Source organism: Pseudomonas qingdaonensis, from assembly GCF_018398475.1.
Taxonomy (GTDB): Bacteria; Pseudomonadota; Gammaproteobacteria; order Pseudomonadales; family Pseudomonadaceae; genus Aquipseudomonas; species Aquipseudomonas palmensis.
Genome location: NZ_CP074676.1, coordinates 3877575 through 3903646, shown reverse-complemented (window position 1 = coordinate 3903646; position 26072 = coordinate 3877575). Strand labels below are relative to the sequence as shown.

The window sequence follows — 26072 nt, the reverse complement described above, 5'->3', positions numbered from 1 at the left end:
GATCATCAGGGGGCACACTCCAGGGGAGTGGTCTCCCCAGGTGGGTATGAAGTCGCGGGTGTCCGGCGATGTTGCGTCGCTTACAGCCGAGTGAATTGGTGGCGTTGACCCGATTGGGGCGAACCACAACCCTCACAGGGCAATGAGGAAAAAGCTTTGATTCCCCAGCCGGCCTCGGCGTCGAAATCAGCGCTGATGGGCATCAAGTGCATCAGTCCAGGTTGGATAGCAGCGAGGCGTTTCTCGACTTCATCCGGTGTGTAGTAGAGAGATAACGCGCTGTAGTCCTCATAAGCGGCAGCGGACAGACAGTTGTCGCAAAGCCAGAAGGATTCCATGGCGGTTCTCCTGTGCTGAATGAAGACAGGCGCTCGACGGAGCGCCTTGGTGAGGAACATCTCGGACTGTTCAGATGGACTGGACAGTGTGGGTAGCGTCACGGCCCGCGGTGTGTGGAGTAGGGTTGTGCCTCCGCTTCGGCATCCGCCGACGTTGGAGAGGATTCATGATTTGGCGTTTGCTCAGCAGGGGCTGTTGCTTCCTGCCGGGCGGGCGCTTTGTACTCGAGCGAGCCGTTGACCTTGATCCAGTCGATGAAGAGCAAACGACCTTTCAGGCTTGCGCCTGGCTGGCCCTGTCTCTCACCCTTCTCGTAGAGAAACGGATCGATCCACAGATCACCGATACGAAACGACAGCAAAACCTTTCTCTCGGCTTTGACGGCGTCCATATAAAGACGAATCAAGCGTTCAGCTTCGCCGCCGGCGACCTTGCAATCGAAGCGGGTGTATTCCACCGCATCGGTGGCACCGTGTAGGGCGGCGATATCGCAGGCCATGAACGGCTGACCGCGGCGGACTTGTACTTCACGAACACGGTTGAGGTAGCCGATACCGACGGTGTGCAGATTGAAGTAGGTCGTGGCTTCTTGGGGTTGGTTGGCGTGGGCCATGATGGTTCTCCTGTTTCATGGGGAAACGGCGACACACACTCCCGGGACGGGGAAGTGAGCCCCGTCAGGGTGGGTAAGATAAAAGTCAGCAATGAACGACTCTCCATCTGCAAGCCGATGACGAGCAGGACGCTGCAGCTGGGGAATAGCGGTACGGCAGAAGAGCGTCCGCGGGAAAAGTCCGAGGACCTGGGGGGAGTGGGCATTCATCACCGCTGAAGCGGTAACCGTGCGAGCTTCCGAACGCTAATCGCACTTGGGTCAACCACCACGAACGTGGCGTAGCCTTGAAGGTTTTGGCTACCTGGGCTGGGCTGTCAACGACAGCGAACCACACCCTTTCTATAGGTCCGGCAATGGCGTGCGTCAAGGCGCTGGAGTTTGATTTTCTACACCTGGAATACAGTGGCAATCAGGGGAATGAAAAAATGTGCGTCATTGCATTTACTTGACCAGCCTTGAGCAGCACGCTTCGTGACCATGACCGGCAGAGAACGACCCTGAACCGCCAGTCTGAGGGAAAAGGCGCTATGCGCAGTGTCGACGGCGCTAATACCAGTGGATCAATCACATGGGCGTGGCAATGAGTAATATTGCAGTCCCGTGTGCGGCTATGGCGGCGTTCACGCCATAGCGCGTGCGAACGAAAGAACAGGCCAGACCCTCAACCAGAGTGAACAATGAAATTGGCCAGCCAATCCGGGTGACGCTTAGCGCCAGGAAAGAATGGCAGGCTGCAAAGGCGACAGCGCTGACTAAGGCTGCTCTCAGCGCAGAGGTGTGGTGTTCGAGGTGACCTTGCAGGAAGCCGCGAAACAGCACCTCTTCTAATGCATTACCGCCATAAGCCAGCACGACCACGCTCAGCAACCATGGCCAATAACCCGCGATCTGGCCTGTATCGATTCCTTGATAAAGCCGCAATGGAACGCCGATCGCACATCCGGCGGCGATGCCCAGAGTGAGTCCGACAGCCCGATTGCCTTTACTCCAGGAGATGAGTTCCCAGAGTTCTGGAGCGATTCTTGCCAGCGCGGCGACAATTGCCAGCGACAGGACACCCAGCGGGGCCAAGACAAACGGATTCGAAATAAAGCCGATCTGAACGTCGCCACTCAGGAACCAAAAGCGCAGCGGGGTCATCACATCGCGCATCAGTACGAAGCCAAGCAGCAGGATAACTATGCGCAAACCTGGCTGTGTCTTCGGTGTCAGACAGAACCAGAGGGCACAGAGGGTAATACCAGGAAGCAGGTAAATTCCATAGTCGATAAGCAGCGAAAATCCTTCTGCGATCATTTGGTTGCCCGCGAGGCTTGACACACATGCTGAGCCAGCTCATTAAAGGCTAACAGTGTGACCGGATCATTGGCCACCGCATCGGGGAAACTTATTGACTCGCTCCCGTAGGCCGCTGATGCCATAAGAGAAACCTGCGAAGTACTCTGGCTTTTGTAGATGCGTTTGAAAAGTGTGCCGAACATCCTTATTCCCCCGATGCTATCCATTGCAATATATTTTGAAAGAGGAGAGTGCGATACATGGGCCTATGTGCGCAACGCCAGCTCGGGGAAGGTATTGTTGATGGCGCTGGCACCGGAGTAACAAGTTGACGGGCAAAGCGTTCCGACGGACAGCTTTTGGCCGTTCTCTACCGGTCGCCTCTTCGGCGTGCAGTGATCAAACCAGATGCAAACTTTGGTCAGTACCACGGCAATTACCTGATCAGTGGGATGCAATATCACAAAGTGAAGAGGGGGGCCTGGCGGGGGCCAGGCGTGGAAGAGAACAGCCACCTTTGACGGTCTTGCGCAGTCGAACAGCGCCTCGCAAAGCTTGTTTTTACTGCGTCATGATTCGCCAACCGACCCTTGTCGTGGCCTGGGTCGGGACCTGCTGGCACGCATCCGCGCACAAAGGGTGCCCAGTGTTTCCCCGGTGGGCGCCGGGGCTGAATACGAGCGTCGCAGCGGATGACCGCTATTGCCTGGCAGAGGCAACAGTGGTCATCCGCCACCACGATCAGGTCGAGCACGAAGTGGGAACATGATTCCACTGAGAAGAGGGCTCCGAACTCTGAGAGTCCGACCGAGCTACCCGGAGCTAATCGGTCTTGGGTCGCCATGGGCGATGCACCGAAGCTACTACAGCAGAGACGGCGCGACAGCGTCAAGTCTTCGCTCAACGCCGAGGTATTGCTGAGCGGTCCGATCAATTACTCCACGATTCCCTCAAGATCCATCCTGATGTCTGGACGACGCATCATTGGCGAGGCTTGTCTTTTTTGAGGGGCAAAGTCCCCTTGCATGCCGGGTACTGGGAGCACGACCAGAACAGTCCTGCCTTGCCCTTACGCTGCTGCATCGTGTCGTTGCAAACCGGGCAAGCCGGACCGGCTTTGACTGGCATCGCCAAGGTGAGCGCCCCACAGTGTTCGATCAACTGCGCCATCCAATTCGCCTGCTTGGCAACGAACGCTTCGAGGCTCAGGCGTCCGGCTTCGATTTCGTCCAGCGCCTGTTCCCAGATCGCGGTCATTCCCGGATCGGCGACCGCAGCCGGTACCGCCTCGATCAGGGTGTGGGCCGCTGCCGAAGCCTTTAGGGCGCGTTTGTTCTTCAGCAAATACCCACGGTCGATCAAGCCCTTGATGATGCTGGCGCGTGTGGCTTCGGTGCCGATGCCGGTGGTGTCCCGTAGTTTCTGTTTCAGGCGGGGGGCGTTGACCAACTTGGCCACGTTTTTCATCGCCTTGATCAGATCACCCTCGGTGAGGGGCTTGGGGGCGGTGGTGCGCAGGGCCTTGAGTTCGACGTCGCTCACGGGGCACGGGGTGCCCTGTTGTAAGGCGGGCAATACCTGGGACTTTTGGCGGGGCGCATCGTCTTCGGCGCTGTCGTCGAGCAAGCCTTTCCAGCCGAGGACCAGGATCTGTTTGCCTACCGCGGATAGCCGGTGGCCGCCGCACTGCAATTCGACCTGGGTCCGATCAAATTCATGATGGGGCAGAAATTGCGCCAGGTAATGGCTACGGATCAGCTCGTAGACTTGGCGCTCTGCTTCGGACATCCGCGCCAGGTTCGCCGGCTCGTTGGTGGGAATGATGCCATGGTGCGCGGTGACCTTGGCATCGTTCCAGGCCCGTGAGCGCAACGAGCGATCGAGTCTGCCGAGTTCGGTCTGCAACGCAGGATCGGTGGTGAGCAGGGCGTCGAGAACCGTGGGTACATCGTCGAACATGTTCTCCGGCAAAAAGCGGCAATCACTGCGCGGGTAGGTGGTGGCCTTGTGGGTTTCATACAGGGCCTGGGCGATATTCAGGACTTCCTGAACACCGAGCCCCAGCTTGTGCGAGCAGACTTCCTGCAGCGTACTCAGATCGAAGGGCAGGGGTGGTGCTTCGCGGCTATGCTCGGTGTGCATCGAGAGCACCGTGGCGGTCTTGCCGTCAGTGATCGCTCGAACCGCCTGACGGGCCAGTGCCTGTTGCAGGCACCTGCCTGCGTCATCCCGTTCTGAGTTGGGCGGTACCCAGGACGCGCTGAAACGCTGCCCCATCGAGGAGAGGCGCACCTCCACGTCCCAATAAGGCACCGGGACAAAACTGGCGATCGCACGATCCCGGTCGACCACCAGACGTAAGGTCGGGGTTTGTACCCGGCCCACTGACAGCACCCCGTCGTAGCCCGCGCGCCGGCCGAGAAGGGTGAACAGCCGACTCAAATTCATGCCGATCAGCCAATCGGCGTGGCTGCGGGCGAGGGCTGCGTGGTAGAGCGAGAAGGTTTCCTCACCAGACTGCAGCGCGGCCAGGGCTTTGCGAATCGACGCCTCGTTGAGCGCTGACAGCCAGAGGCGCTGCAGGGGGCCTCGATAGTGGCAGAGCTCCAGTAACTCGCGGGCAATCATCTCTCCTTCACGGTCGGCGTCTGTCGCGATAACCACGCTGGAGGCTTCATTGAGCAGGCGTTGGATGACCTTGAACTGTGCGGCAGTCTTGGGTTTGACCTCGACCTTCCACTGCCTGGGAATGATCGGTAACTGATCCAGCGACCAGGACTTGTACTGCTCGCCATAGGCTTCGGGCGGGGCGGCCTCGAGCAGGTGGCCGATGCACCAGGTGACGGTGGCATCACTGCCAATTAGGCAACCCTCTCCGCGCCGGGTGGCGCCCAGTACTTTGGCGATGTCTCGACCTTGAGAGGGTTTTTCACAGAGGAAAAGGCGCATAACACTGCTCCGGTTGGGGTCCAGAGCAGCGTCAGGGGAAACAGCCGGGGCGGGCTAGGAGAAAGCTGAATGCCAGATTCCTCACATTAGTCATGCAGGAAGCCAAGCATCACAGGGCGACCTCCATGCGCACAGGTTGGTCGCCCTCCAATTGTTGGTCGATTACGCCTTGCGCTTCCTGGATTTTGCGGTTGCTGAAGCACCTTGGCTGTTGGCCCGGGCTGTACCGTGCTCGACGCGTTTCCCAGGTGCAGCCGGTTCACTGACGCGCTCGCGCATGACCACATTGTGCACGCGGTGTGGCAGGATGCCGACGCGACGGGCTTCGATCTTGAAGGTCACCCTCGCGTTGTCTTCGCTGTCCTCCCACTCGTCCTTGACTGTGCGACCCTCGACCAGGATGCGCATGCCTTTCTGGTACAGCGTGCTCCAGTGTTCGGCCTCGCGGTGCCAGAGCTCCACCGGCGCCCAGTACCCGCCGCGGTCTTCATAGTTGCCCTCGCGGGGCACGGGGTTGTCGAAATACACATTTAGCCGGAGCAAACGGCGCGGCTCATCCTGGCCGGAAGTGAACTCCTGGAACTCTGGCGCACTGCCGATGTTGCCTTCGCCGACGAAAAACGTACTCATGGTGATACCTCCACTGCGATGGTGAACTGGCGCAGCACCTGCTCGGCGCTGGCCATCTTGATCGCGCAGGTGCTGGCCTGGCGAAACAGCGAATGCACCACGCTCATCTGCAGGTTCAGGGCAATGCGTTCGCATTCGAATCGGTGCAGCCCGTCGCGCACGGCGGGCGGCAGGGCTGGGTTGGCCATTTGCTGCTCCCAGACCGCAACGCCCATGCGGACGAAGTCACGGGTGCGCCAGCGTAGAAAGGTGCTGCCGGCACCGGTGTTCTGCCGCACCAGACGCATTTCCAGCAGTGAGTAAGGCGGTCGTCCGGTCTGCTGCATGACGGCTTCCATCAACCGGCCTAACTGCGCCTCGATATCCCTCGCCACCTGCGCCAGGTGTTCCAGCTCCCCCTTACCCTTAAAGGGTTTTAAAAGGCCTTTTAGGGAGGCAGCGTGTTCGAGCTGTCGATAGGCGTCCGGTGTCAGCACGTCGAGGGGCATAAATTGCGCCGGGTTGGGGGTCATGCTTCATCCTCCGGCTCAGGCAGGATCGCTGGCGGATCTACCGCGTTACCTATAAGCGCTTCAGTATCCGCCATGGGCACAACTCCGCCGCGTATGATCGGCGGTGCAAACTGCGAGCGCCGCAGGCCTTCAAGGATGTCCTGCGGCGGCAGGCCGAACTTGTCAATGGCCTCATGGGCACGGGCGTTGTTCGCCGCCATGTCATCTCGGGTGACGCCGGCATGCCGAAAGCGTTGCGCGAGGCCGAACAGGCTGCGCAGCAGATGGGCACCGTCGTCGATCCAGGCTTCCAGGTCGACACGACCGATCAGCGCGGTGTGATGGGCCAGTAAAGTCCGGCGCACCAAGGTGTCGTAGTCGGTTAGCAGGTACACCGCGAGAAAGCCCAACTGACTGCCGATGTACAACGGCAAGGTCACCGGGTGGATATTGAGGTTGTCACCCATATCGATCTGGGTTGGCAGGTCCTGCTTGACCCGATCCAGTTGCTGGGTCAGTTGCAGCATCCCAACCTTGGCCTGCAGCAGTTTTTCTTCGAGTTGCAACATGGCCCAATCGGCGTAGGGATCGTCTTGGGCCGAGGTTTGTTTGATCAGGTTGGTGACGCTGATATAACCGGCCATGCCCATGATCGGGTGAACGCCTTCGCGGGCCGTCCGCCCTTGCCAGATACGCGCGGCGTGGTGGGTGTGCAGGGTCAGGGTGATGCTGCTGCGCAACGAGCCCAGATTGAGTTGATAATGATCGGCCACGGTGTTGTCCTCGCAGGTGCTTGGGCGAGAGCATTGCTGCGGAGACGTGCAAGGGCAGCCCAAAAGCTGAACGCTGTCTGTTCGGTTTGCCAAGGAGGGAGGTGTGTTGCAGATCGGAGTGGACTTGATGCCAGTGGCATCAAATCCACTGAGGTCTACGACCAGTCCGGAGAGCTGTGGGTCCTGAGGCGGTTGCTTTCCTCGAGTGAAAGAGGCTGGCAGTCAGTAGATTTGATGCCACTGGCATCAAATCTACTGACTGCCAGGGTGTTTCGTGGGGAGTTTGCGCAACTCATTCAGGCAAGCTTGCACCAAGGGTGATAGCGGCTCGCCCGGTTTTCTGGATGGTGGTGGTGGTGGTGGTGGTGGTGGTGGTGGTGGTGGTGCAGTTGGGCCTGAGCTGACGCCGGGTGATGCTGCGGCCTGCCCGGCCCAAGGATGGAATTCACCGCGCAGCGCACGCTGGATCAGACCCATCAGATACGCAGTGGGTTTGCGGATGCCACCGGCCGCGCAGCGAGCCCCCGCCTCATTCAGCACCGCCTGGCGAGCACAGGGCTCAAGTTTGTTCAGCGCAATGCCCACAGCCTGTTGCTCCTCTGGGCGCAGATGCAATGCAGCGGGCCACTGCAAACTCGGCTTTTCCATACCGGAGCTCACGTGCTGTACAGTACTAATACATGCTTTTAATACAGTACAGGCGGCGTTCGGATTCCGAACGCTGCCGTGAATGCTGCGTTTTAGACCGGGTTCGGACTCCGAACGGGGGGCTGCACGAATCCGAACGGCGGCGATTTCACCCAGTTCGGATTCGTGCAGGGTGGCTTCGAGCACGGGTGTCTCCAAGGTGTGCTCTGCCAAGCGTTCACCCAAGATATCCAGCCGGGTGGGCAGCCGGCGCTGATCAATATCGGTATCCCGCTGAACCTCCTCCAGAACATGTTGCGCAACGATGCGGACGTTCTTTGCAGCATGACCGAGGCCATGCCCGACCAGCTCTAAATAGTCAGGATCCAGTTCCATGGCTTCAGCTGGGGTCAGTGGCTCATCGTGCAACACATACAGCGAGCCCTGCAGACGCCCCGTGATGGGGTGACGTCCACGCGCCACCAGGCTGAGCCAGCGGGTGAGACGGAGCACGGTAAGCACACGGGCGATGGTCTCGCGAGAGGCCGCAGGGCCATACGGGACGGTCGACAAGTAAGGTTGCAAATCTTGGTAGCGGGGGGTGGCCAAGCCCTGGCCGTCCAATAACAAACGAAACACCTGCCAGGCGTTGCGCTCGAGCGGCGTCAAGCGACTGTCCAGCAGCAGGCGACGGGGCACGGCATCGAGGGATTGGCCGCTGTACAGAAAGCCGACCTGCAAGCCGCAGACGGACGGTTTCGGGGACGCTGGACGGGCAGGCCACTGCTTTTCTAACTGTCTGGCGCACTGTTGCAGCACCCGTTGCCAGCGGCAGGTCGTCATCGCATTCACGGCTGAGTGTTGTGCTGGGCGATTTGCTGCCAGACCATTACCAAGCTGATCTGTTGCTCCTCGGCCAGCATCATCATGGCGTCGAGTTGATCCTCGCTGCCTTCCTGCTCACGCAATTGGCACCAGCGCCGCCACAACGCATGTTCTTGTGCTTCGCTCAGGTGATGAGGACGACCCTTACGGGTTTCGATCTTCAGCAGGCGTCGGCGCAGGGCGGTTTCCGAATGGGCCAAACCGAAGCACTGGTACATGATGGTGCTGCTGGCACCGAGTTTGAGGGCTCGATTGATCAGCCGTTCGTTCTGTTCATCGCGATCAGCTTGCTCAATCAGGCGCCGCAGCACCGGTGAGTCAATGCGTATTTCGACCCAGGACACACTGGCATGGGCCAGGCGCGACAAGGTGGTGGGCGGTAAGGATTGCAGCAGAGTCAGGTCGTCTTCGCCCAAGCCTAATGCCTTGCAGCGCTGCAGGTTGCCCTGCCGCAGTTCATGCAGCACTTGGGTCAGCATGGCCTGATTGAGCAGGTTGAAGGACAGGCTCATGACAGTGCCTCCGGAGGGGCTAATGAGGGCTCAAGCATCTGCTCGATCAGGCGTCGGGCCAGGCGAGTAAGACGAAAGAGCTGGAGCAGCTGCTCATCCGGAAGCCGCTCCAAGCCCACGTTTACGGCGGGGCGATCATTCAACGGGACCTGGTAAACACCAAGCAGCAGCTGGCCGAATAGGGCCGCGGGCAGTTGTTGACGGTCCTCCCACGGGACCTCGTCATGCGCGCGCAATAGAGCGGTCAGCAGCAGCTGAATGCCGGTGGCTCGGGGTGCACTCAAGCCGAGCGGCTCTATTTGCAAGGCATAACCGAGCCCGTCGCTCTGCTCGACCACGCGGTCAGCCTGTCCGGCGTAACTGGCCAGGCTCTTTGCCAGCTTGAAAATGGCGGAGCGCAGCTGCTCGGGGGTGTCGTGCGCAGGCTCGATGGGCCAGAGACCGTCCAGCGAATTACATCCATCCGCCTGGGTCAGAGTGGAGACGATGGCAGCTCCCTCAACGACTGACAGTGACTCGCTCATGGTCTCGCGGGCGATCAATTCGCGGATGTGCTGTACCCGTGAAGGAGGGGGCGGTGTCGACGCACTCGGTTCATCGCTGTGCATAGCGGGCGCTACGGCGATGTCGCGTGCTGGGACCTGAGCGTCAGAGGGCGCGGATCCAGTCTCGACTGCGGCTGGAGCTGACTCGGTCGGGCTCGGAGGTTGAGCGAGTTCGGGCAATGGGCTGACCACGATGCCTGGTTGCGGCTGGGGGCTTTGGTTGGCGCTCAGCTCCAACGCCAACATGCGATAGGACTGCCCGAGTAATTGGCTCATTCGTTCAAGCAATTCATCCTGAACGCGCTCGACATCAAAGCTCTCTGGCTCGGTATCGAAACTGGCCAAGGTGTCGAGCCAGAACTCGTTGAAGGCATAGGCGGTCGATGGGTAGCGGTTCCAGGTCTGCTCGGCCTGGTTGCGTAGGCTAATCAAACGCTCGACCTGGGGCTTTCCCAAGCCGGCATAGAGCACTTGCGGAATGGCCGGCAGCAGGTGCTCCAGGGTGCCGAGCATCCGGCTGAGGTGCGCCTGCGAAATCGGATAACCGCCGGCGGCCAGGCGGGTGGCCAGCTCGCGTTGGGGCAGCGAGGGGCCGTCCTGTTCAAACATGGCCTTGAGTTTGGCGACTGCCAGCGCCCGTTCGATGAAGGTGAGCTGACCGTGCAGATCACTTTCGGCCAGGTGGCCGAGCAGGGCGCTGATTTCATGGGTCCAGGGTTTGAACAGGCAGTGAATGCGGAAGAAACGTTCATCACGGGTTTCTTGCCACAGCTCGCCGAGAATCGCCAGACGGGTATTACCACCATTGCGGATGATGAAGGAGGCTTCGCCAGGTCGGCGGGTGATCGGTGGCGGCTGATCCAAACCGCGTTCGCGGATCGAAGCCTTGAGGTCGTCGTACAGTGGATTACGGAGAAAACGCGGGTTGTGCTCATACGGCCGCAGCTGCTCCAGGGTCACCAACATGGGTGTGTCGACAATAGGGTCGGCGACCTGATGTACTTCAAGGTGGTGCCCGAAGTTTCCGGCTAGCAGCTTGCCGGTGATGTCTTCCTGAGTAGGCGTTTTCATTCGGCAAGCCTCATGCGTGTGGGTGACCTATGGAATCACCGACTTGAAAACGGACAATGTCGACTGTCTCCGACTTTTCAACGTGCTGGGACAATTCGAACAGAAACTCACTCATAGACGGGCGACCGCCTTGCAGACGAAACACCACGGTGCAGTATTTTTCGTCCAGAACACCCGGCAGCGGACGCCGAGTCGGTAGGCAGGTGTGTGAAAGGTTGTTAGACATCAGGAGGCTCCTTGCCAAGCGCTGTTGGCATGCAGGGAGGAAAAGCGGGTTTGCTCGGCCATGAACAGGACCCGCAGAAAACCGGTCGGACCATTACGGTGCTTACCGATGATCAGTTCGGCGGTGCCGCGATCGACGCTCTCGGGGTGGTACACCTCATCGCGATAGACGAACAAGATCAGGTCGGCATCCTGCTCGATGGCGCCGGATTCACGCAGATCAGCCAGTACCGGGCGCTTGTTGCTGCGTTGTTCCAGAGAGCGGTTGAGTTGGGAGAGAGCAATGACCGGACAGTTCAGCTCCTTGGCCAGCGCCTTGAGTCCCGCGGAGATTTCGGCGATTTCCAGATTGCGGGTCTCGCGCCCCGGGGCTCGCATCAGTTGCAGGTAATCGACCATCACCAAGGCGGGAGCACCAAAGCGGCGCGCCGCACGACGGGCACGGGAGCGCAACGCCATGCAGGTCAGGGCCGGGCTGTCGTCGATGATCAAGCGCTCCCCGAAGCTCTGCAGTTTGGCCGCCGCGGCGGTCAGGCGTGGCCAATCGTCGTCGCTCAATTGGCCCTTCATAAGATTGGTCAGCGAGAGCTGACCCAAAATAGCCAATAGCCGATACACCAGTGCCCGTGCCGGCATTTCCAGGCTGTAGATCTGCACCGAAGTGCAGGGGCGAGCAGTGAGGGCGCTTTCGACAAAGTTCAGCACCAAACTGGTTTTACCCATCGACGGGCGTGCGGCGACCACCACCAGGTCGGCCGGCTGAAAGCCGGCGGTCTTGAGGTCCAACTCGAGCAGTCCGCTGGGAACGCCGGTGGTGATCTCGCCACTGTTAAAATGCTGGTCGATCTCCTCGATCACCTCCAATAGGCAGTGATTCAGATCAATGAACTCTTGCCGTTGTTGCGCCTGGCCCAGTGCGAACAGCCGTTGCTCGAACAGTTCCTGGACCCGTTGGCTGCTGGCTTGTGGTTCAGCGGCTTCGCGGCTGCAAGCAAACCCGAGCTGGATCAGCCGGCGCAGGTGGGCCCGTTCGCGAACAATCTCGGCGTAGGTCTTGATATTGGCCACTGACGGCGTGTTCTTGGCCAGTTCACCCAAATAGGCGAGCCCACCCAGTTCCGGCTGGTCGGTGAGTTGTTCAAATAGGGTCACCACGTCAAAAGGCTTATCCTGCTGCGCTAGGACCGCGATAGCCTTGAAAATCGCCCGGTGCTCGGCGCGAAAAAAGTCCTCGGCGATCAGCCGGTCGGCCAGTAAATCCCAGGTGCTGTTGTCCAGCATCAGTCCACCGAGAACGCCTTGCTCGGCTTCGAGTGAGTAGGGAGGCGTAAGGTTGGCGATGCTCATCACGGTTTCTCCGCACTGAGGCCAACGTTTGAGATGGCGGCCTGCCATTCGGGGAACAGTTCGCTGGCCAGGGCTTGCAGGGTTGTCAGGGCTGAGGGCGAGCGTCGCCTGCTCGGACGGTGCGTTTCGACCCGGTGAACTGGCAGGCCCAGTGAGGCGGCATTCACGTAGGCGACCCGATTGGGAATGACGGTGTTCAGCACGGCAATTGAACCGACGACGGGGAAGCTGTCGCGCAATCCGCCCACGATCATCCGCGCATCCAGCCGGACCACGTCCACCTGGTTCAACAGCAGGCGCAACGGCGGTACGGCAATCCCAAGGTGGCGAAAAGGCTCCAGGTCACCGAGGAGTTTCAGTGTGCCGCGATTCAGCTCGCGGGCTGCAAGCATTTCCGGGTTGATCGGGGAGAGCGCCAAGTCAGAGGCAAGGACCGCCATTTCCAACAACACGCTCCGCGCGCCCTGGGTATCAATCAGCAGCAGGTCATACTGATCGCAAAACCTATCCAGCAAGTGGCGCAGACGCAAGCGGCCATCCGGCGCATGCAGCAACAGCGTATTGAGTTGCCCCTGATGGTCGTTGGAGAGAATCAGGTCCAGGTTAGCCAACTGTGTGCGGGAAATGATCTGGAGGGGATCGGTCAAGTTGAGCGCGATCAGTTCGTAAGCGCCCGCCGGTGCGACCAGGTCCAGCGGGAAATAACTGGACAGCGTGGGCTGGCTGTCCAGGTCCAGCAATAGCACGCGTAGGCCGGCATCAGCCAGGAAGCCGCCAAGATTGGCGGTCACCGTGGTCTTGCCCACCCCCCCTTTTGTAGAGATTACCGACACCACGCGCATGGTCAGTGCGCCTGCGGTGTCAGGCGTTCGGTTATCCAGCGCTCGATCTCCAGCGAATCCCAGCCGACGGCGCGCAGGCCAATGCGTTTGGCTTGGGGAAAGCGGCCCTCCTTCATCAGGTTGTAGATGTGTGCCCGTTTAAACCCGGTTTTGCGCTCCACTTCATCGCGACGCATGATGTGGCGTTCGGCCGGTGGGAGAGGGTTGTCAGCGAGCGGGGTGGATGAACTGGACATGCTGGTCACTCCTGGCGCCACTTGGCGCGTGATGGGATGTGACCTGAATTGAAGAGCAGAAAGGCGGGGGCGTCATTGCACTGCAATGGCGGGCATTGCAGTGCAATGCTGGTTGGCTCACGTGGCTTTTTTGAGGATGCGATTGGCTGCGGCGAATTTTGCATCCAGCGTTCGTTTGCTGAGGCAGGGAACGTCTGCAAAGCGCGCGGTGATGGCATCGACGATCGCGGCTTGGCTATTGAACACGGACAGGGGGTTGCCGGCCGGGGATTTGTCCAATACGGTGTAGTTCAGAGCGCCAATGATCTGCAGGTAGGTGTTTTCGCTGCGCTCGCTGAGTTGTCCCTGCGACTTCACTAACGCGGTAAGGCTTTGCTGTTCCAGTCCCAGTGCTTGGAGGTCAGCCTCAACGTTACGCAGTTGGCGTTGCAACGTATTGCGTTCTTGCACGAGGGCGTCGCGCTCAGCCTGAATGGAAAGGTAAGCCGCTGGGCTGATGTATTCATGGGTGTCATTGACGGACTCGAACAGAAACGCCGGTCGTTGATCGGGATAGTAACGTTGCATCCAGAGGCGCAAGTCAGAATGGCGGACTGTTAACGCAACAGGGTCCCAAGGGGTTCCCAGCGGCACGGAAACACCGAAGTGACCATAGGGCAACTCCGCGTTGCGTATCGCATCGTACAATCTCTCAAGATTGGCCTGAAGGCAGGGCCATTGGGGGAATAAGGCCCCGAGCCTATGCGGACAATGCTCGCCAGCTTGTACGATTTCGGCCTCGTATTGCATGAGATCGCACCATCGCAACACGGCATCGATGGGTCGATAGAAGGTTTTAGCCAGCGGATTGAAATTGTCGGCGTGCATGTACGGATGGACCTCCATTTCTATGGATCCGCCTTCCGTGGAACATCCTGCATCGCCCACTGCGGGGAAATGCTGGCAGTGGTTGCTTAAGCGGATTTTAGATTCGGTGAGGCCATTCCATTTGTCTACGTCCCTACGTGGTTGGCGTTAAGCTTCATCCAACGTAATTCCTTGGTTCTCACAGCAGGTCTCTGCGTGCCCAATCGGGTCCGGGAAAGCAGATTATTAACCTGTCGATGCATGGCATCCATTGAGACGATAGCCGGTTTCAGGCTGAGTTCAATCCATTAGCCGCGGTTCATAGGATCGATCGCTTCAGGCGTTGTAATGAATTGGTAAAATGGATGCCGGGGAACGCGTCTGTTCACATAGAGCCAGACCACATCGATACTTTGTTGGCGAAGTGAGGATTGTTTCTAATTTTGAACGTCTTCAGGCGATAGTTGAGGTCGGCCCAGACCTGGCCATTCTTCACCTAGAGGATACAGAATTTCGTTGATTTTCGAGTTCCAGTTTTAAGGTTGGTCGCTACGCGGCAAATCGCTCAACCTTTCGATTCCCGCCTCCAGATAACGTTTTCGCTAAACTTGAATACCCTCGATAGCGTGATCTGCAACTGCTACCGCCGATGAATCGTAATATGTCGGCTGGCGTGACGTACACACTGCCATGCGTTATGTAGACACCGGCGCGCCCTTTGGCGAATGGCGGCTCGGCAATGGACTAGAGTCGAAATGACTGCGCGCCTGACGATTTTGTACCGCGATACACGCCATGTAATTACACCTGCACAGCACTGCCATTGATCGTTCTGGTGGGTGAATTAACAGGTGTGAGAAACCAAGATTCTCAAACCTCATTGCCTTCCGCAGCCTGAGAAGCACTTATTGGCGGTACGCCAAGGGATCTCGGTGGGTTTTTTCCCGCATTTGAACATCACGGTTGACGGTTAGCCTCGCAACGCGGGACCGTGATGCAGCCATGATCTTTGTAGTGCAGACGTCGCTGGGAACAAAAGCCTGTTTTCACGGAAGGGGTTGGTACAGCCCAATAGTCGTACGCATCCGTTGGCTGCGTTCCACTCGTTGCAGCCTTTTCTTCCATAGTGCTCGGATTGGGTTTGATGCTTAAACGCCTACTATAACTGGTGACAAGCATTGGCCAAAAATCTGCTGCTTCAGGCGCCAGACGCGGAAAATCGGCTGGTGGCCGGGTCGAGTGTTGGCCTGTCGAGGAGTGTTAACCAAGGAACCGAAACCAATTACCTCTATGCCATATGGGGTATCTAGCTTTTTAAATACGTTCTAGGCGCTGAGGCTGCTTCCTCTGGCCGAGGCATTCCTAATGATCAAAAACACGTCTCTTGTGATATAAATTGTGTACCGACGGTCGAGACGCTGGTCGTACCAGCATTTGATTCTGTACAGCTGGCCTCAGTGTCTTGCCTGCTGAATAGGTCACGAGTGAAAAAGATTTGTACCAGAAGGAAGGGAACGCATGGCAAAGGCTGAAGCGGCTGGCCAGTCGCCCATTGCCAAAGGTGGCACTAAAGAGCGCATTCTGCGTATAGCGGCGGAGCTGTTTTCCACCCGAGGCTACCATGCGACCGGAATGGCCGAGCTTGAAAAAGCAACTGGATTTGGTCGAGGAGCGCTTTACCACCATATAGGTAGTAAAGAGGAGCTGCTGTTCGAAATCACGAGTCGTTACCTCAGGGTGCTAATCGCGGAAGGCGTTCCTTTGATTGAATCCGACCTCCCCGCAGAGGAGAAGTTTAGGCGTTTCTCATCGGTAGTCATGCGCGCAATCGTCGATCATCTTGCTGAAATGACTGTTTGTTTTCGGGAAGTCTATTCAGTGATTGGCGAGCGCAAAATAGAGCTGCTTGACCTTCACCGCCAGTACGAGCAAATCTGGTCGGCAATACTGAAATCGGGCGTTGAGGAGGGTGCATTCGTCACAGCGGACTCCTTAGCTATCAAAGGAATCCTCGGAATTCACCACTACAGCTATCTGTGGATTAAACCTGGTGGCCGTCGTTCACCGGAGGCAATCTCCGATTTTTTCTGCGAGATGCTGCTCCCGGGGTTGAAGACCCCAACCTCTGTGTCTGAAATTAGAGCTTAATACTTTGAATGATAAAAAGGGGGAGCAAACACCAGCAGTGATCTTTTGAATGCGGGTCAGCCTCTGCGTCTCAGAAGCTGACGTTCCAGCTACCTGTGTGCTCCCGGATTATTGACAATCCTTGTAGCAAGGACTCACTTTGACATCGGGCCTGTCGTCGACGTAGAACGCGTCGCGATTTGGCATTTTGACCTTTGTGAGTGTGTCTGCATTTACCGTGGTGTTCGCTTCCATCAATTCGTTTTTGTTCAGAATATAACCAACCACTGAGTACACCTGATCATCGCTCAACGATTGAGGTTGTTGGAACGGCATAGCGCGCCTGACGTAGTCGAATAGTGTTGTTGCGTAGGGCCAATAACTGCCGACGGTTTTCACCGGTTTCTGAGAGGTCAAGGTGCCTTTCCCACCCATTAGCGCTGGCCCCATGCCGCCTTCAAGGTTGGCGCCATGACAGGCAAGACAGGATGCCTGATAAATTTTCTCTCCCTCCATGATTGTGCCTTGACCGGCGGGCAGGTTCTTGCCATCGGGGGCAACGTCAATATTCCAACTTTTGATTTGTTCCTCCGTCACTGAATGTCCCAAACCATGCTTCTGCTCAGCCGCTACGCTCGCAGCGACACAAATACTTATTACCCCCAGCTTCATGACTATCATTTTATGAACGGCCATTTGTCACCTCCCCATGGGAGTTGATTCGCCAAGGCTGGGTAGCATTATTGTGGTAGAAAGAAAGCTCTCCGCGCACTTCCTTCAACTGTTCGAGGCTTGGTTGAACGTACCCTGTCTCGTCAATAGCGCGGCTCATAATGACCATTTCTGTTCCCAACCATTCGAATGGGGCGCGGAATGCCGTTAGAGATTTATTGAGCACAGGTTCTTGGAGCTTCGCTTCATACCAGTTACGCCCGCCGTCGACGGACACATCCACTCGCGTAATTTTTCCATTTCCACTCCAAGCGATGCCACGCATTTCATGGAGACCTTTGCGTGTGAGCTTATGCGTACCTGAAGGGGAGGTAATGAGCGACTTGCACTCCATCACAAATGAGAATTTCCTTGAACGCCCATCTGCCATGAGGTCGGTATATTTGGCTGTCTCTTCACGGCTATAAGCAGGGGCATCGGTTACATGTAAGCGCCGCAACCACTTGATGTGGGTATTGCCTTCATAACCAGGTACCAAGAGGCGAATCGGGTACCCTTGCTCGGGACGAAGCCTTTCACCGTTCTGGCTGTATACGACCATTACGTCATCCAGACATTTCTCGATCGGTATACTTCGAGTCATGGCTGCACCATCCGCACCCTCGGCAATTACCCATTTCGCCTCAGGTTTGAGACCTGCTTCTTCCAGCAGCGTTTTCAAGCTCACACCAGTCCATTCGGCACAACTGACCAAGCCTGCTACTTCAGCCGCAGTTTTGCCCCATGGTGGTAAAAAAGAGGGATTTCCCGAGCATTCTATGAAGTGAATGCGAGAGATGGCTGGAAACTGTCTTATTTCATCCACTGTAAATACAAGTGCTGCTTTAGTCAGTCCGTGAATCACCAGCTGGTGATTCGCAGGGTCGATCTCTGGAACCCCAGCGTGATTGCGTTCGTAGAACAGACCATTGGGCGTGATGATTCCATCCAATTCCTGTAGTGGAGAAGTGCTATAGGCCGACATGGGCTCCTTCAGCCCAGGGTACAAGTTGCGTACTGCATCGGTCTCAAACCTGGAAGGTTTGCCGTAAGGCACCGCAGTAGGGCCACCTAAGGTTTTTGTCCAGACCGGTACCTCGAGCTGCTCTCCTCCGACTGAACTGCTGACAGAGGATTCTGTAGCCCGCACAAAGGGTGCAAATGCTGAGCCGAGTGCTGCTGTGCCGACAATCATCCCTGTTTTGTTGAGGAAGTCTCGGCGAGCCAAGGTTGTGGCCATCCCGGTTTTGTCATCTGTTGAGTCGTTCTTCATTTTTGTTCTCCTGATCAACAAGTATGGCGGCCCATCGGCACCTTATCCTGTACCGATCGGTCGGTATGCAGTGTTTCAATGGCAAGCCTGAAAATCAACCTACAAAGTGCCGAACGGACAAATCATTCGATTCGTTTCCCCGCCATACGACCACTCCATCTGGATCGATGAAGAACCGACGTCCGCCCCTGGGCAATGCCCACCCGTAGCGACCGGGAGCCGAAACATCAGTTAGCGCCATTTGCCAAGCTTGTCGCTAAGCCCCAATCCAATTCCTCCTAACACTGCTAACACTGCTAACACTGCTAACACTTCTAACGATGCCAGTGCTAAGCGAAGCGTGAGGTGTCACCCAGGATGAACACCCCAGCGAGAGACGCTAGAACAGGAACACTCAATTAGATGGTTGCTGCTCGGAACGATGAAAGCGAACGTATCGCCGCGTACCAGATTGCATAACCAACGCCTGAGGCAATCGTTCCGGACACAATGGCGAGGTAAACAGGGTGAAATCATCAAACCAGGCTCCTGAGGGGCGGGATGTAGTACTTTTCATCGCCAGGAGTACCAGCTTGGGGAGGCGGCTGCTGCTAGCCACTAGCAGTTAATGTCAACAAACCTTGAAGTTTGGTCCCTTGTTGCTTTTATCAAAAGCTACCATTCAGAAGGTAGGTTTGCAACTTAATTGTACTCCATTGGGTGGCGTCAATAGCGTGGTCGGCTGGCTTTCATTGGGACTAATTCGCTTCCTGTAGAAACACCTTGAAGGCTTGCCACAGTGGACTGCGATAGCGATCCGGGTGCCAGATCAAAGAGAATGTTCTGGTCAGTTCGAGATCGCTGGACAACGCTATCAGTTCGCCCCGCTCCAGCTCGCCGGCCACGCTGAGACGCGACATGCAGCCCAGGCCAAACCCAGCCAGCACCGCTTGCTTGATGGCTTCGTGCTGGTTAAGTTCCATGCGCACCCGCAATCGCTCAGCGTGATGCATAATCGCAGACTCGAACACGGCACGAGATCCAGAGCCAGACTCTCGGAGAATCCACTGTTCCTCGCCCAGATCCTTGTCGCTCAGACATCCGGCGGCAGCCAGGTGGTGGTTCGGCGCGCAGATGATTACCATTGCATCCTTGCGCCACACTTCAGAAATCAACCGCTGTTCACTGCACTGACCTTCAATCAGACCGAGGTCGGCCTCGAAGCGCAGCACCTCTCCCACCACCTCGCCAGTATTGCGAAGCCGCATCTGGATGTCGGCGCCGGGGTGCAGTTCACCGAAACGGCAAACCAATGATGGGATCAGGTAAGTACCGATGGTGGCGCTGGCCGCTACGGTCAGCGAACCCTGCAGCGAGCCTTCCGGCTCCTGCGAGGCCTCGATGAACTGAATCAGATCATCAAGCAGCCTCTCGGCCCGTGGCAGTAAGCGGCGACCAACATCGTTGAGCTGCAGCCGGCGACCCAGCCGCTCGAACAGTACCTGCCCCAACTGTCGTTCCAAATCCGAGAGTGACTGGCTCGTTGCCGACTGGGACAGATTGAGATTTCTGGCCGCAGCTGCCACCGTGCCGCCTTTCGCCACGACGACGAAGACTTGTAATTGTCGAAAACTCACACTCGGGTGCATATCAGTTTTTCCATTTAGTTATATCGTTATAACCCGTTTTCCGCTTTTGTTATCTGCCCATACCCTGACCTCATTGGCAAGCACAAGGAGCATCCAATGTGGCAAGGTCTGGCTTTATGTGGGGTGCTGACGGCAGGCGGTTACGCACTGACAAAGGCGCCTGGGTTGGCTGGCGGGGGCTTTAGTCCGCTGGTATTCGCGTTATTGCTGGGGTTGGTTGCCGGCAACCTGCCGATGACTCGCAGCGTGCCAAATGTTCGGCCCGGACTGCTGTTCTCCATGCGCTGGCTCTTGCGTGGCGGCATCGTACTGTTTGGTCTTTCGTTGACACTCCAGCAGATATTCGCGCTCGGTCCAAAAATCCTGGTGCTTGATATAGCGGTCATCACCAGCGTGCTGGTGGTCGGCTATTTCTTCGGTACGCGGATATTGAAAATGGAACGCGATGTTACGCTGCTGACATGCGCTGGCAGCGCAATCTGCGGTGCGGCTGCCGTCCTCGCCACCGAGGCGACCATCCGCTCGCGGCCCGCGGCCACTTCGATGGCAGTAGCGACCGTCGTGCTGTTCGGTACGCTGGCAATGCTGACGTACCCACTGTTTTATCCGTTGACCGGCATGGATGAAGGTTTATTCGGCATCTACATCGGTGCCACCGTTCACGAGGTGGCACAGGTTGTGGCTGCTGGAGATGCGGTCGGGCCGGCGGCGCTGACAAACGCAGTGATCGTCAAACTGGTGCGGGTAATGCTATTGATCCCCTTCCTATTAATCGTCGACCAATGGTGGCAGCGGCGCAGCACGACCAGCGAGTCGAGCAAAACCGGTCTGGTCATCCCTTGGTTCGCCTTTGGCTTCCTGGCGATGGTCATCTTCAACAGCTTTGTCACGCTGCCGGTAAGCCTGCATCAAGGGCTGGTTCTGTCCGGTCAGGTTGCGATGGCGATGGCGATGGCCGCCCTCGGCTATGAAACACGCTTGGAGAAACTCGCCTCGCTGGGCATCAAGCCCTTCGTACTCGCGCTGTGTCTGTTCGTCATGCTTATGATCGGCGGCTTGTTCGCGGTCAGCTTGCTTCACCTGTAGCCCTCGTCATCCATGATCGCCAGGTCGCCGATATGCATCCGCTATTGGGTTTTACGAAAAGCCAGGTGTCGATGTCGAGGATACCGCCCGACGAGGAGTTCTATTTGCTGGGTCGCATACCCAAGGCTGCCGCGGGCTGAGCGGCAGCAATCGAGTTATCGCAACTGCGGTAAAGCGGGACCGGCTGGAGCGAGGCCGATCTAACGACTGCATCACTCAAGAGAATAATAAGAGATGACTAAGCACCTGAAGCTTTTACGCCGTTTCTTCGTCTTCAACAGTCTGGCCGCCAGCGCGCTAAGCGGTTCGACGATGGTGTCCGCCGCGTTCCTCGATGATAGCAAGGCCAGCGTCGAGCTTCGCAACTTCTACATGAACCGCGATTTCCGACAAAGCGGCGCTACTCAGTCCAAGGCCGCGGAGTGGGCTCAGGGCTTCATCATGAAAATCGAGTCTGGCTACACCGAAGGCACGGTCGGCTTCGGTGTGGATGCGGTTGGCTTGCTGGGCGTCAAACTCGATTCCAGTCCCGATCGGACCGGCACCGGAATCCTGCAACGCGACCGGCAAGCACCCAATCGCGCCCAAGACGATTTTGGCTCTTCTGGCCTGACCGCCAAGGCAAGGCTGTCTGATACCACGCTTCACGTCGGCACCTTGCAGCCAGTTCTGCCGGTCCTGATGCGCAACGACGGCCGCCTGCTGCCCAACACCTATCGCGGCGCCTGGATACAGAGCAAAGAGCTCGACGGGCTGACGTTCGACATCGGCAGGCTCAACCGCATCAACTATCGTGACTCGTCGGACAGCGAAGAAATGACCGTCTTCAATGCTGGCGCTCGAAACATCACGCTGGGCAGCGCGACAACTAGTGACGATTTCCTCTTTACCGGCGCACGCTACCAGTTCATGCCCGCACTGACCGGCAGCTACTATTACGGCGGCCTGGACGGCATCTATAAACAGCACAGTTTCAATCTCGTGCACGTAACGCCGTTGGGTGACAATCAGAGCTTCAAGTCCGACCTGCGCTACATGCGTTCTACCGATGACGGTGGCAGTAACGTCGACAACAACGCCTTCGGTGCAATCTTCACCTACCGACTCAGCGGGCATGGCTTTAGCGCCGGCTATCAGAAAATGAGCGGCGACACCGGCTTTGCCTACGTCAGCGGCGGCGACAACATGCTGATCAACCTCGTGCAGATCAACGATTTCGGCAACGAAGACGAGAATTCCTGGCAGGTCCGCTATGACTACGACTTCGCAGCCATGGGCGTGCCCGGTCTGAGTTTGATGACGCGCTATGTGTCCGGCGACAACGTCAACCTGGCAGCTGGTGAAGGTAAAGAATGGGAGCGCAACACCGACATCGGCTATGTCGTGCAGAGCGGTCCGCTGAGGAACCTGGGTATGAAAGTCCGCAACGCCACCGTGCGAAGCAACTTCGGCAGCGACCTTGATGAAACCCGACTGATTCTCAGCTACACCCTGGCGTTCTGGTAGCGTCGGTACGCAACAGCGCATCACCGCCTCGTTAATTGGTTTACTTGACCGTTACTCGAAGCTAATTGCATTCCCCGCGCTCAATTGAGCCAACCGCATCGGCCGTTTGAAGAGGATTCGCTCAGGCAGCTGAGAAAAGCCGCTTTGCAGGTCAATCCCAAGATCCGGCTCTGATCAAGGCTTTCGCCCTCTGTGCACAGAGGGCAGAAAGGTCTCTCCTCGTACTTTTATCCGACGTGTTTGGTGGTCTGATGCCGCCCCAGTTCGCCGACAAGGGAGTCGATGGTGATTTCGTTGATGGACTTGGCGCCAGTGAGCACCATGGCTACGCGCATTTCCTTTTCGATCAGGTCGAGCAGGTTGGTTACGCCTGCTTCGCCAGCCGCTGCAAGCGCGTAGGCAAAGGCGCGGCCAAGCATGACGATGTCGGCGCCCAGGGCAATCATGCGCACGACGTCGAGACCATTGCGGATGCCGGAGTCGGCCATGATTTTCAGGTCGCCCTTGACCGCATCCGAGATGGCCGGCATGGCGCGGGCGCTGGAGAGCACGCCGTCCAGCTGGCGGCCACCGTGGTTGGACACGATGATGCCGTCCGCACCGAAGGTTACAGCGTCACGGGCATCTTCGGCGTCGAGGATGCCCTTGATCACCATCGGGCCGTCCCAGAACTCCCGAATCCACTCCAGATCCTTCCAGGAGATCGACGGATCGAAGTTTGCAGCGAGCCAGCCGATGTAGTCCTCGAGCCCCGTCGGGCTTCCTCGATAGGTGGAGATGTTGCCGAGATCATGTGGTTTGCCATGCAGGCCAACGTCCCAAGCCCAGAACGGATGAGTCATGGCCTGTACCATGCGGCGCATATTGGCGTTCGGGCCGCTCATGCCGGAATGCGCATCGCGGTATCGGGCCCCCGGCGTTGGCATGTCCACGGTAAACACGAGCGTGGTGACGCCCGCAGCCTTGGCGCGTTCCAAGGCGCTTTTCATGAAGCCGCGGTCTTTCAGTACATACAACTGAAACCACATCGGCCGCTTGATCGCCGGGGCGACTTCTTCGATTGGGCAGACCGATACGGTGGACAGGGTGAAGGGGATGCCTTTCTTGTCGGCAGCGCGGGCCGCCTGAACTTCGCCCCGGCGGGCGAGCATGCCGGTCAGCCCGACCGGTGCGAGGGCAACCGGCATCGAAAGGGTTTCGCCAAACAATTCGGTTTCGAGGCTCAGTTCCGACATATTACGCAACACGCGCTGGCGCAAGGCGATGCTGGCCAGATCGTCAACGTTGCGCCGAAGCGTGTATTCGGCGTAGGCGCCGCCATCGACATAGTGGAACAGGAACGGCGGCAGCTTGCGTTTGGCGACAGCGCGGTAATCCGTGGAGGCAGAGATGATCATGGTTGTTCTCACTGGTTGAAGCGAGGCAAGTCTCGTGACGCCCTCATAGATGACGAAGGCAACATTATCGGTCTGGCTTTGCCCAATCAGGCGATTAATGCAAAGTACGCAATGATTCCGGTAGGGTTTCAGTACGTACTGCCATGACCAGCTTGGCTCGCAAAATAATTCGATTCGATCAAAGAGCCCGAATCGACATAGTTGTTAAAAGACATGAGGCGCGCCGTTCTGCGAGCGCGTATAGAGCGTCGATAGTTGCGATTATAGAGAAAGGAACGGGTGACACAGTAAGGGCCCGCTTGTTCATCAGATCACGCTGGAGCCGAATAAGTATTCGGCTCCCCAATTGGCGACCCTTAAAAAACACGATTATAAAAAAGCGGAGTCAAGGATATGAAACTCCGCATTATTCAGGGCTCTGTTACGCGTGGATCGCTCTTTGCGCAAAACGAATGTGTCTTTGCTAGCTCTGGAGATAGACGACATGTGTTTCCATGTACTCGTAGAGCCCGTGCTTGCCATCCGCTCCGCCGATACCCGACTTGCGCCGCCCTGCATGGAAGCCCTGCATCGCCTCGAAATGCTCCCGATTGACGTACGTTTCACCAAACTTCAATTCACGGCATGCCTGCATTGCCGCATTGATGTCGCGAGTGAATATCGAAGAAGTGAGGCCGTACTCTGAATCATTTGCAAATTTTATGGCTTCATCAAGATTGTCGACTGCTTGAATAGGCAGAACCGGCCCGAACGTCTCGTTCCGCATAATGTCCATATCATGGGTGCAGTTCACGAGCACTGTGGGCTCATAATGATATCCTTTGCCCAGATCTGCGACCTTCCCGCCGACCGCCACCACTGCACCCTGCTCGACAGCGATGTCCACAGCGCTCTTTACCTTCTCCAATTGAGCTCGACTAATCAGCGGACCCATGTCCAGGGGCTGCCCAGCCAAGGGGTCGCCGAACTTCGTGCCTCGCATCTTATGGACCATCTTATCGACAAACTCTTCCAGCACGGCGCGCTCAACGTAAACGCGCTCAGCACAATTACACACCTGACCGGAGTTTATGACGCGCGACTGATGAATAGCATTGACGGCGAGATCGATATCGGCGTCGGCCAGAACAATAGCGGGCGCCTTACCGCCCAGTTCAAGATTGACTCTTGTCAGGTTTACAGAGGCTGCCTGCATAATGCGTTTCCCAGTGGCCACGCTACCGGTAAAAGAAACCATGTCGACCTTTGGATGAGTTACCAATTGCCCACCAGAACGTCCGTCGCCAAAGACCAGGTTAAATACTCCCGGAGGAAGATCGAGGCCGGCGACGATTTCGGCAAACGCAAAAGCGTTGAGCGGCGTCTCTTCACTCGGCTTAATCACGATTGTATTACCGGTGATCAACGCCGGTGCCATCTTTCGAGCAATAAGGAAGAACGGGAAATTCCAAGGCAATATGCCAACCACCACCCCAATCGGCTTTCGCATTAGCAATATAGTTTCATTTGGCCGATCGCTGGTTATAATTTCCCCTTCGATTCGGCGCGCCCATTCTGACATGTAATCGATGTAGTCTGCTGTGAAGTTTACTTCGACCTTGGCAAGGTCCATTGTCTTGCCCTGTTCTCTGGCGATAATTTCAGCCAGATAATCAACGTTTTCACGAATCGCATTCGAGATCTTGCGCAGGTAACCTGCCCGCTCAATAGCGGGCAGTTTCTCCCAAGCGGGTTGCGCATTTCGTGCGGCCTCAACTGCTGCGTTGATCTCATGAGCCGTTGAATTCGACACGCTACCGATTAATTCCTCTGTCGCCGGATTAAATACCTCGATCACCGCGTCCAACGAGGACGCAACGAAGGCACCATTAATAAAGCTCTTATATTGCTTACTCATTGTCTCTCCAATGTGAACAGTCCAGGGTTGCGGGGACTTACTCTGCCGGCGGTATACCGATCCTCTTGACCGGTGATGGCCTCCACTCATGTAAAGCAATACGCATGCCGGAATGGAGTAGCGTTCGGATTAGGAGCACTGGGCTTAGAGCATAAGTCGAAAAAATCTCATCATTGGCAAGTTCCTGCGTCTTCCTCTGTTGTCCCAGCTGGGACAATTTGACGCATGAATGTGT

22 protein-coding genes and 1 pseudogene are annotated in these 26072 nt (G+C 57.3%); 3 read left to right on the top strand and 20 right to left on the bottom strand.

The features are described from left to right. Positions 1 to 80: 80 nt before the first annotated feature. The 15 genes and pseudogenes from KH389_RS17670 to KH389_RS17600 all read right to left on the bottom strand — a co-directional run bounded on the left by KH389_RS17670 (position 81) and on the right by KH389_RS17600 (position 14233). A complete protein-coding gene (locus tag KH389_RS17670; RefSeq protein WP_213605947.1) occupies positions 81 to 338 on the bottom strand; it encodes a hypothetical protein in 258 nt (85 codons plus the stop codon). Positions 339 to 408: 70 nt separating this feature from the next. After that, positions 409 to 952: pseudogene (locus tag KH389_RS17665) on the bottom strand (STY4534 family ICE replication protein). A gap of 567 nt (positions 953 to 1519) precedes the next feature. Further along, on the bottom strand, positions 1520 to 2251 hold the full coding sequence (locus KH389_RS17660) for a CPBP family intramembrane glutamic endopeptidase (RefSeq protein ID WP_213605946.1): 732 nt from the start codon (positions 2249 to 2251) through the stop codon (positions 1520 to 1522). Between the two features lie 963 nt (positions 2252 to 3214). Then, a complete protein-coding gene (locus KH389_RS17655; RefSeq protein WP_213605945.1) occupies positions 3215 to 5182 on the bottom strand; it encodes a DNA topoisomerase III in 1968 nt (655 codons plus the stop codon). Between the two features lie 162 nt (positions 5183 to 5344). Further along, a complete protein-coding gene (locus KH389_RS17650; RefSeq protein ID WP_213605944.1) occupies positions 5345 to 5812 on the bottom strand; it encodes a single-stranded DNA-binding protein in 468 nt (155 codons plus the stop codon). Beyond that, positions 5809 to 6324 (bottom strand): DUF3158 family protein, encoded by a 516-nt coding sequence (locus KH389_RS17645; RefSeq protein ID WP_244988650.1) that lies wholly within the window; start codon positions 6322 to 6324, stop codon positions 5809 to 5811. Before KH389_RS17645 ends, KH389_RS17650 begins: the two co-directional genes overlap by 4 nt. Continuing rightward, on the bottom strand, positions 6321 to 7076 hold the full coding sequence (locus KH389_RS17640) for a PFL_4669 family integrating conjugative element protein (RefSeq protein ID WP_213605943.1): 756 nt from the start codon (positions 7074 to 7076) through the stop codon (positions 6321 to 6323). Before KH389_RS17640 ends, KH389_RS17645 begins: the two co-directional genes overlap by 4 nt. 252 nt (positions 7077 to 7328) lie before the next feature. Next, positions 7329 to 8555 (bottom strand): STY4528 family pathogenicity island replication protein, encoded by a 1227-nt coding sequence (locus KH389_RS17635; protein WP_213605942.1) that lies wholly within the window; start codon positions 8553 to 8555, stop codon positions 7329 to 7331. After that, the gene (locus tag KH389_RS17630) at positions 8552 to 9100 is read right to left on the bottom strand and encodes a DUF2857 domain-containing protein (RefSeq protein WP_213605941.1); all 549 of its coding nucleotides are present in this window, start codon (positions 9098 to 9100) and stop codon (positions 8552 to 8554) included. The genes KH389_RS17635 and KH389_RS17630 overlap by 4 nt, the downstream gene beginning before the upstream one ends. Beyond that, positions 9097 to 10716: a ParB family protein gene (locus KH389_RS17625; RefSeq protein WP_213605940.1), complete on the bottom strand. Its 1620-nt coding sequence runs from the start codon at positions 10714 to 10716 to the stop codon at positions 9097 to 9099. Before KH389_RS17625 ends, KH389_RS17630 begins: the two co-directional genes overlap by 4 nt. A 10-nt stretch (positions 10717 to 10726) precedes the next feature. Next, the gene (locus KH389_RS17620; protein WP_150743743.1) at positions 10727 to 10942 is read right to left on the bottom strand and encodes a hypothetical protein; all 216 of its coding nucleotides are present in this window, start codon (positions 10940 to 10942) and stop codon (positions 10727 to 10729) included. Further along, positions 10942 to 12288: a replicative DNA helicase gene (gene dnaB, locus KH389_RS17615; protein ID WP_213605939.1), complete on the bottom strand. Its 1347-nt coding sequence runs from the start codon at positions 12286 to 12288 to the stop codon at positions 10942 to 10944. The genes KH389_RS17620 and dnaB overlap by 1 nt, the downstream gene beginning before the upstream one ends. Next, positions 12288 to 13130 carry a ParA family protein gene (locus KH389_RS17610; RefSeq protein WP_213605938.1) on the bottom strand — a complete coding sequence of 281 codons (843 nt, stop codon included), beginning with the start codon at positions 13128 to 13130 and terminating at the stop codon, positions 12288 to 12290. The genes dnaB and KH389_RS17610 overlap by 1 nt, the downstream gene beginning before the upstream one ends. Before the next feature lie 2 nt (positions 13131 to 13132). Then, positions 13133 to 13366: an AlpA family transcriptional regulator gene (locus KH389_RS17605; RefSeq protein ID WP_213605937.1), complete on the bottom strand. Its 234-nt coding sequence runs from the start codon at positions 13364 to 13366 to the stop codon at positions 13133 to 13135. 117 nt (positions 13367 to 13483) lie between these two features. After that, positions 13484 to 14233 carry a hypothetical protein gene (locus tag KH389_RS17600; protein WP_213605936.1) on the bottom strand — a complete coding sequence of 250 codons (750 nt, stop codon included), beginning with the start codon at positions 14231 to 14233 and terminating at the stop codon, positions 13484 to 13486. Between the two features lie 1497 nt (positions 14234 to 15730). On the opposite strand from KH389_RS17600, the gene KH389_RS17595 reads away from it, so the two are divergent. Next, complete coding sequence (locus KH389_RS17595) at positions 15731 to 16360, top strand: TetR/AcrR family transcriptional regulator (protein WP_213605935.1); 630 nt, start codon at positions 15731 to 15733, stop codon at positions 16358 to 16360. 108 nt (positions 16361 to 16468) lie between these two features. On the opposite strand, the gene KH389_RS17590 is transcribed toward KH389_RS17595, so the two are convergent. The 3 genes from KH389_RS17590 to KH389_RS17580 all read right to left on the bottom strand — a co-directional run bounded on the left by KH389_RS17590 (position 16469) and on the right by KH389_RS17580 (position 19951). Next, the gene (locus tag KH389_RS17590) at positions 16469 to 17035 is read right to left on the bottom strand and encodes a c-type cytochrome (RefSeq protein WP_213605934.1); all 567 of its coding nucleotides are present in this window, start codon (positions 17033 to 17035) and stop codon (positions 16469 to 16471) included. Then, on the bottom strand, positions 17022 to 18323 hold the full coding sequence (soxC, locus tag KH389_RS17585) for a sulfite dehydrogenase (protein WP_213605933.1): 1302 nt from the start codon (positions 18321 to 18323) through the stop codon (positions 17022 to 17024). The genes KH389_RS17590 and soxC overlap by 14 nt, the downstream gene beginning before the upstream one ends. A 737-nt stretch (positions 18324 to 19060) precedes the next feature. Then, complete coding sequence (locus tag KH389_RS17580) at positions 19061 to 19951, bottom strand: LysR substrate-binding domain-containing protein (RefSeq protein ID WP_213605932.1); 891 nt, start codon at positions 19949 to 19951, stop codon at positions 19061 to 19063. A gap of 96 nt (positions 19952 to 20047) precedes the next feature. Here KH389_RS17580 and KH389_RS17575 point away from each other — a divergent pair, with 96 nt between their 5' ends. Both KH389_RS17575 and KH389_RS17570 read left to right on the top strand, forming a co-directional pair. Next, entirely contained in the window at positions 20048 to 21037 is a 990-nt protein-coding gene (locus KH389_RS17575) for a YeiH family protein (RefSeq protein WP_213605931.1), read from the top strand. A gap of 312 nt (positions 21038 to 21349) precedes the next feature. After that, on the top strand, positions 21350 to 22543 hold the full coding sequence (locus KH389_RS17570; RefSeq protein WP_274611466.1) for an OprD family porin: 1194 nt from the start codon (positions 21350 to 21352) through the stop codon (positions 22541 to 22543). A gap of 227 nt (positions 22544 to 22770) precedes the next feature. Here the strand turns inward: KH389_RS17570 and lldD are convergent, their stop codons facing one another. Both lldD and aldA read right to left on the bottom strand, forming a co-directional pair. After that, on the bottom strand, positions 22771 to 23940 hold the full coding sequence (gene lldD / locus KH389_RS17565) for an FMN-dependent L-lactate dehydrogenase LldD (RefSeq protein ID WP_213605929.1): 1170 nt from the start codon (positions 23938 to 23940) through the stop codon (positions 22771 to 22773). A 463-nt stretch (positions 23941 to 24403) separates the two neighbouring features. Continuing rightward, entirely contained in the window at positions 24404 to 25837 is a 1434-nt protein-coding gene (gene aldA, locus KH389_RS17560; protein ID WP_213605928.1) for an aldehyde dehydrogenase, read from the bottom strand. Between the last annotated feature and the right edge of the window lie 235 nt (positions 25838 to 26072).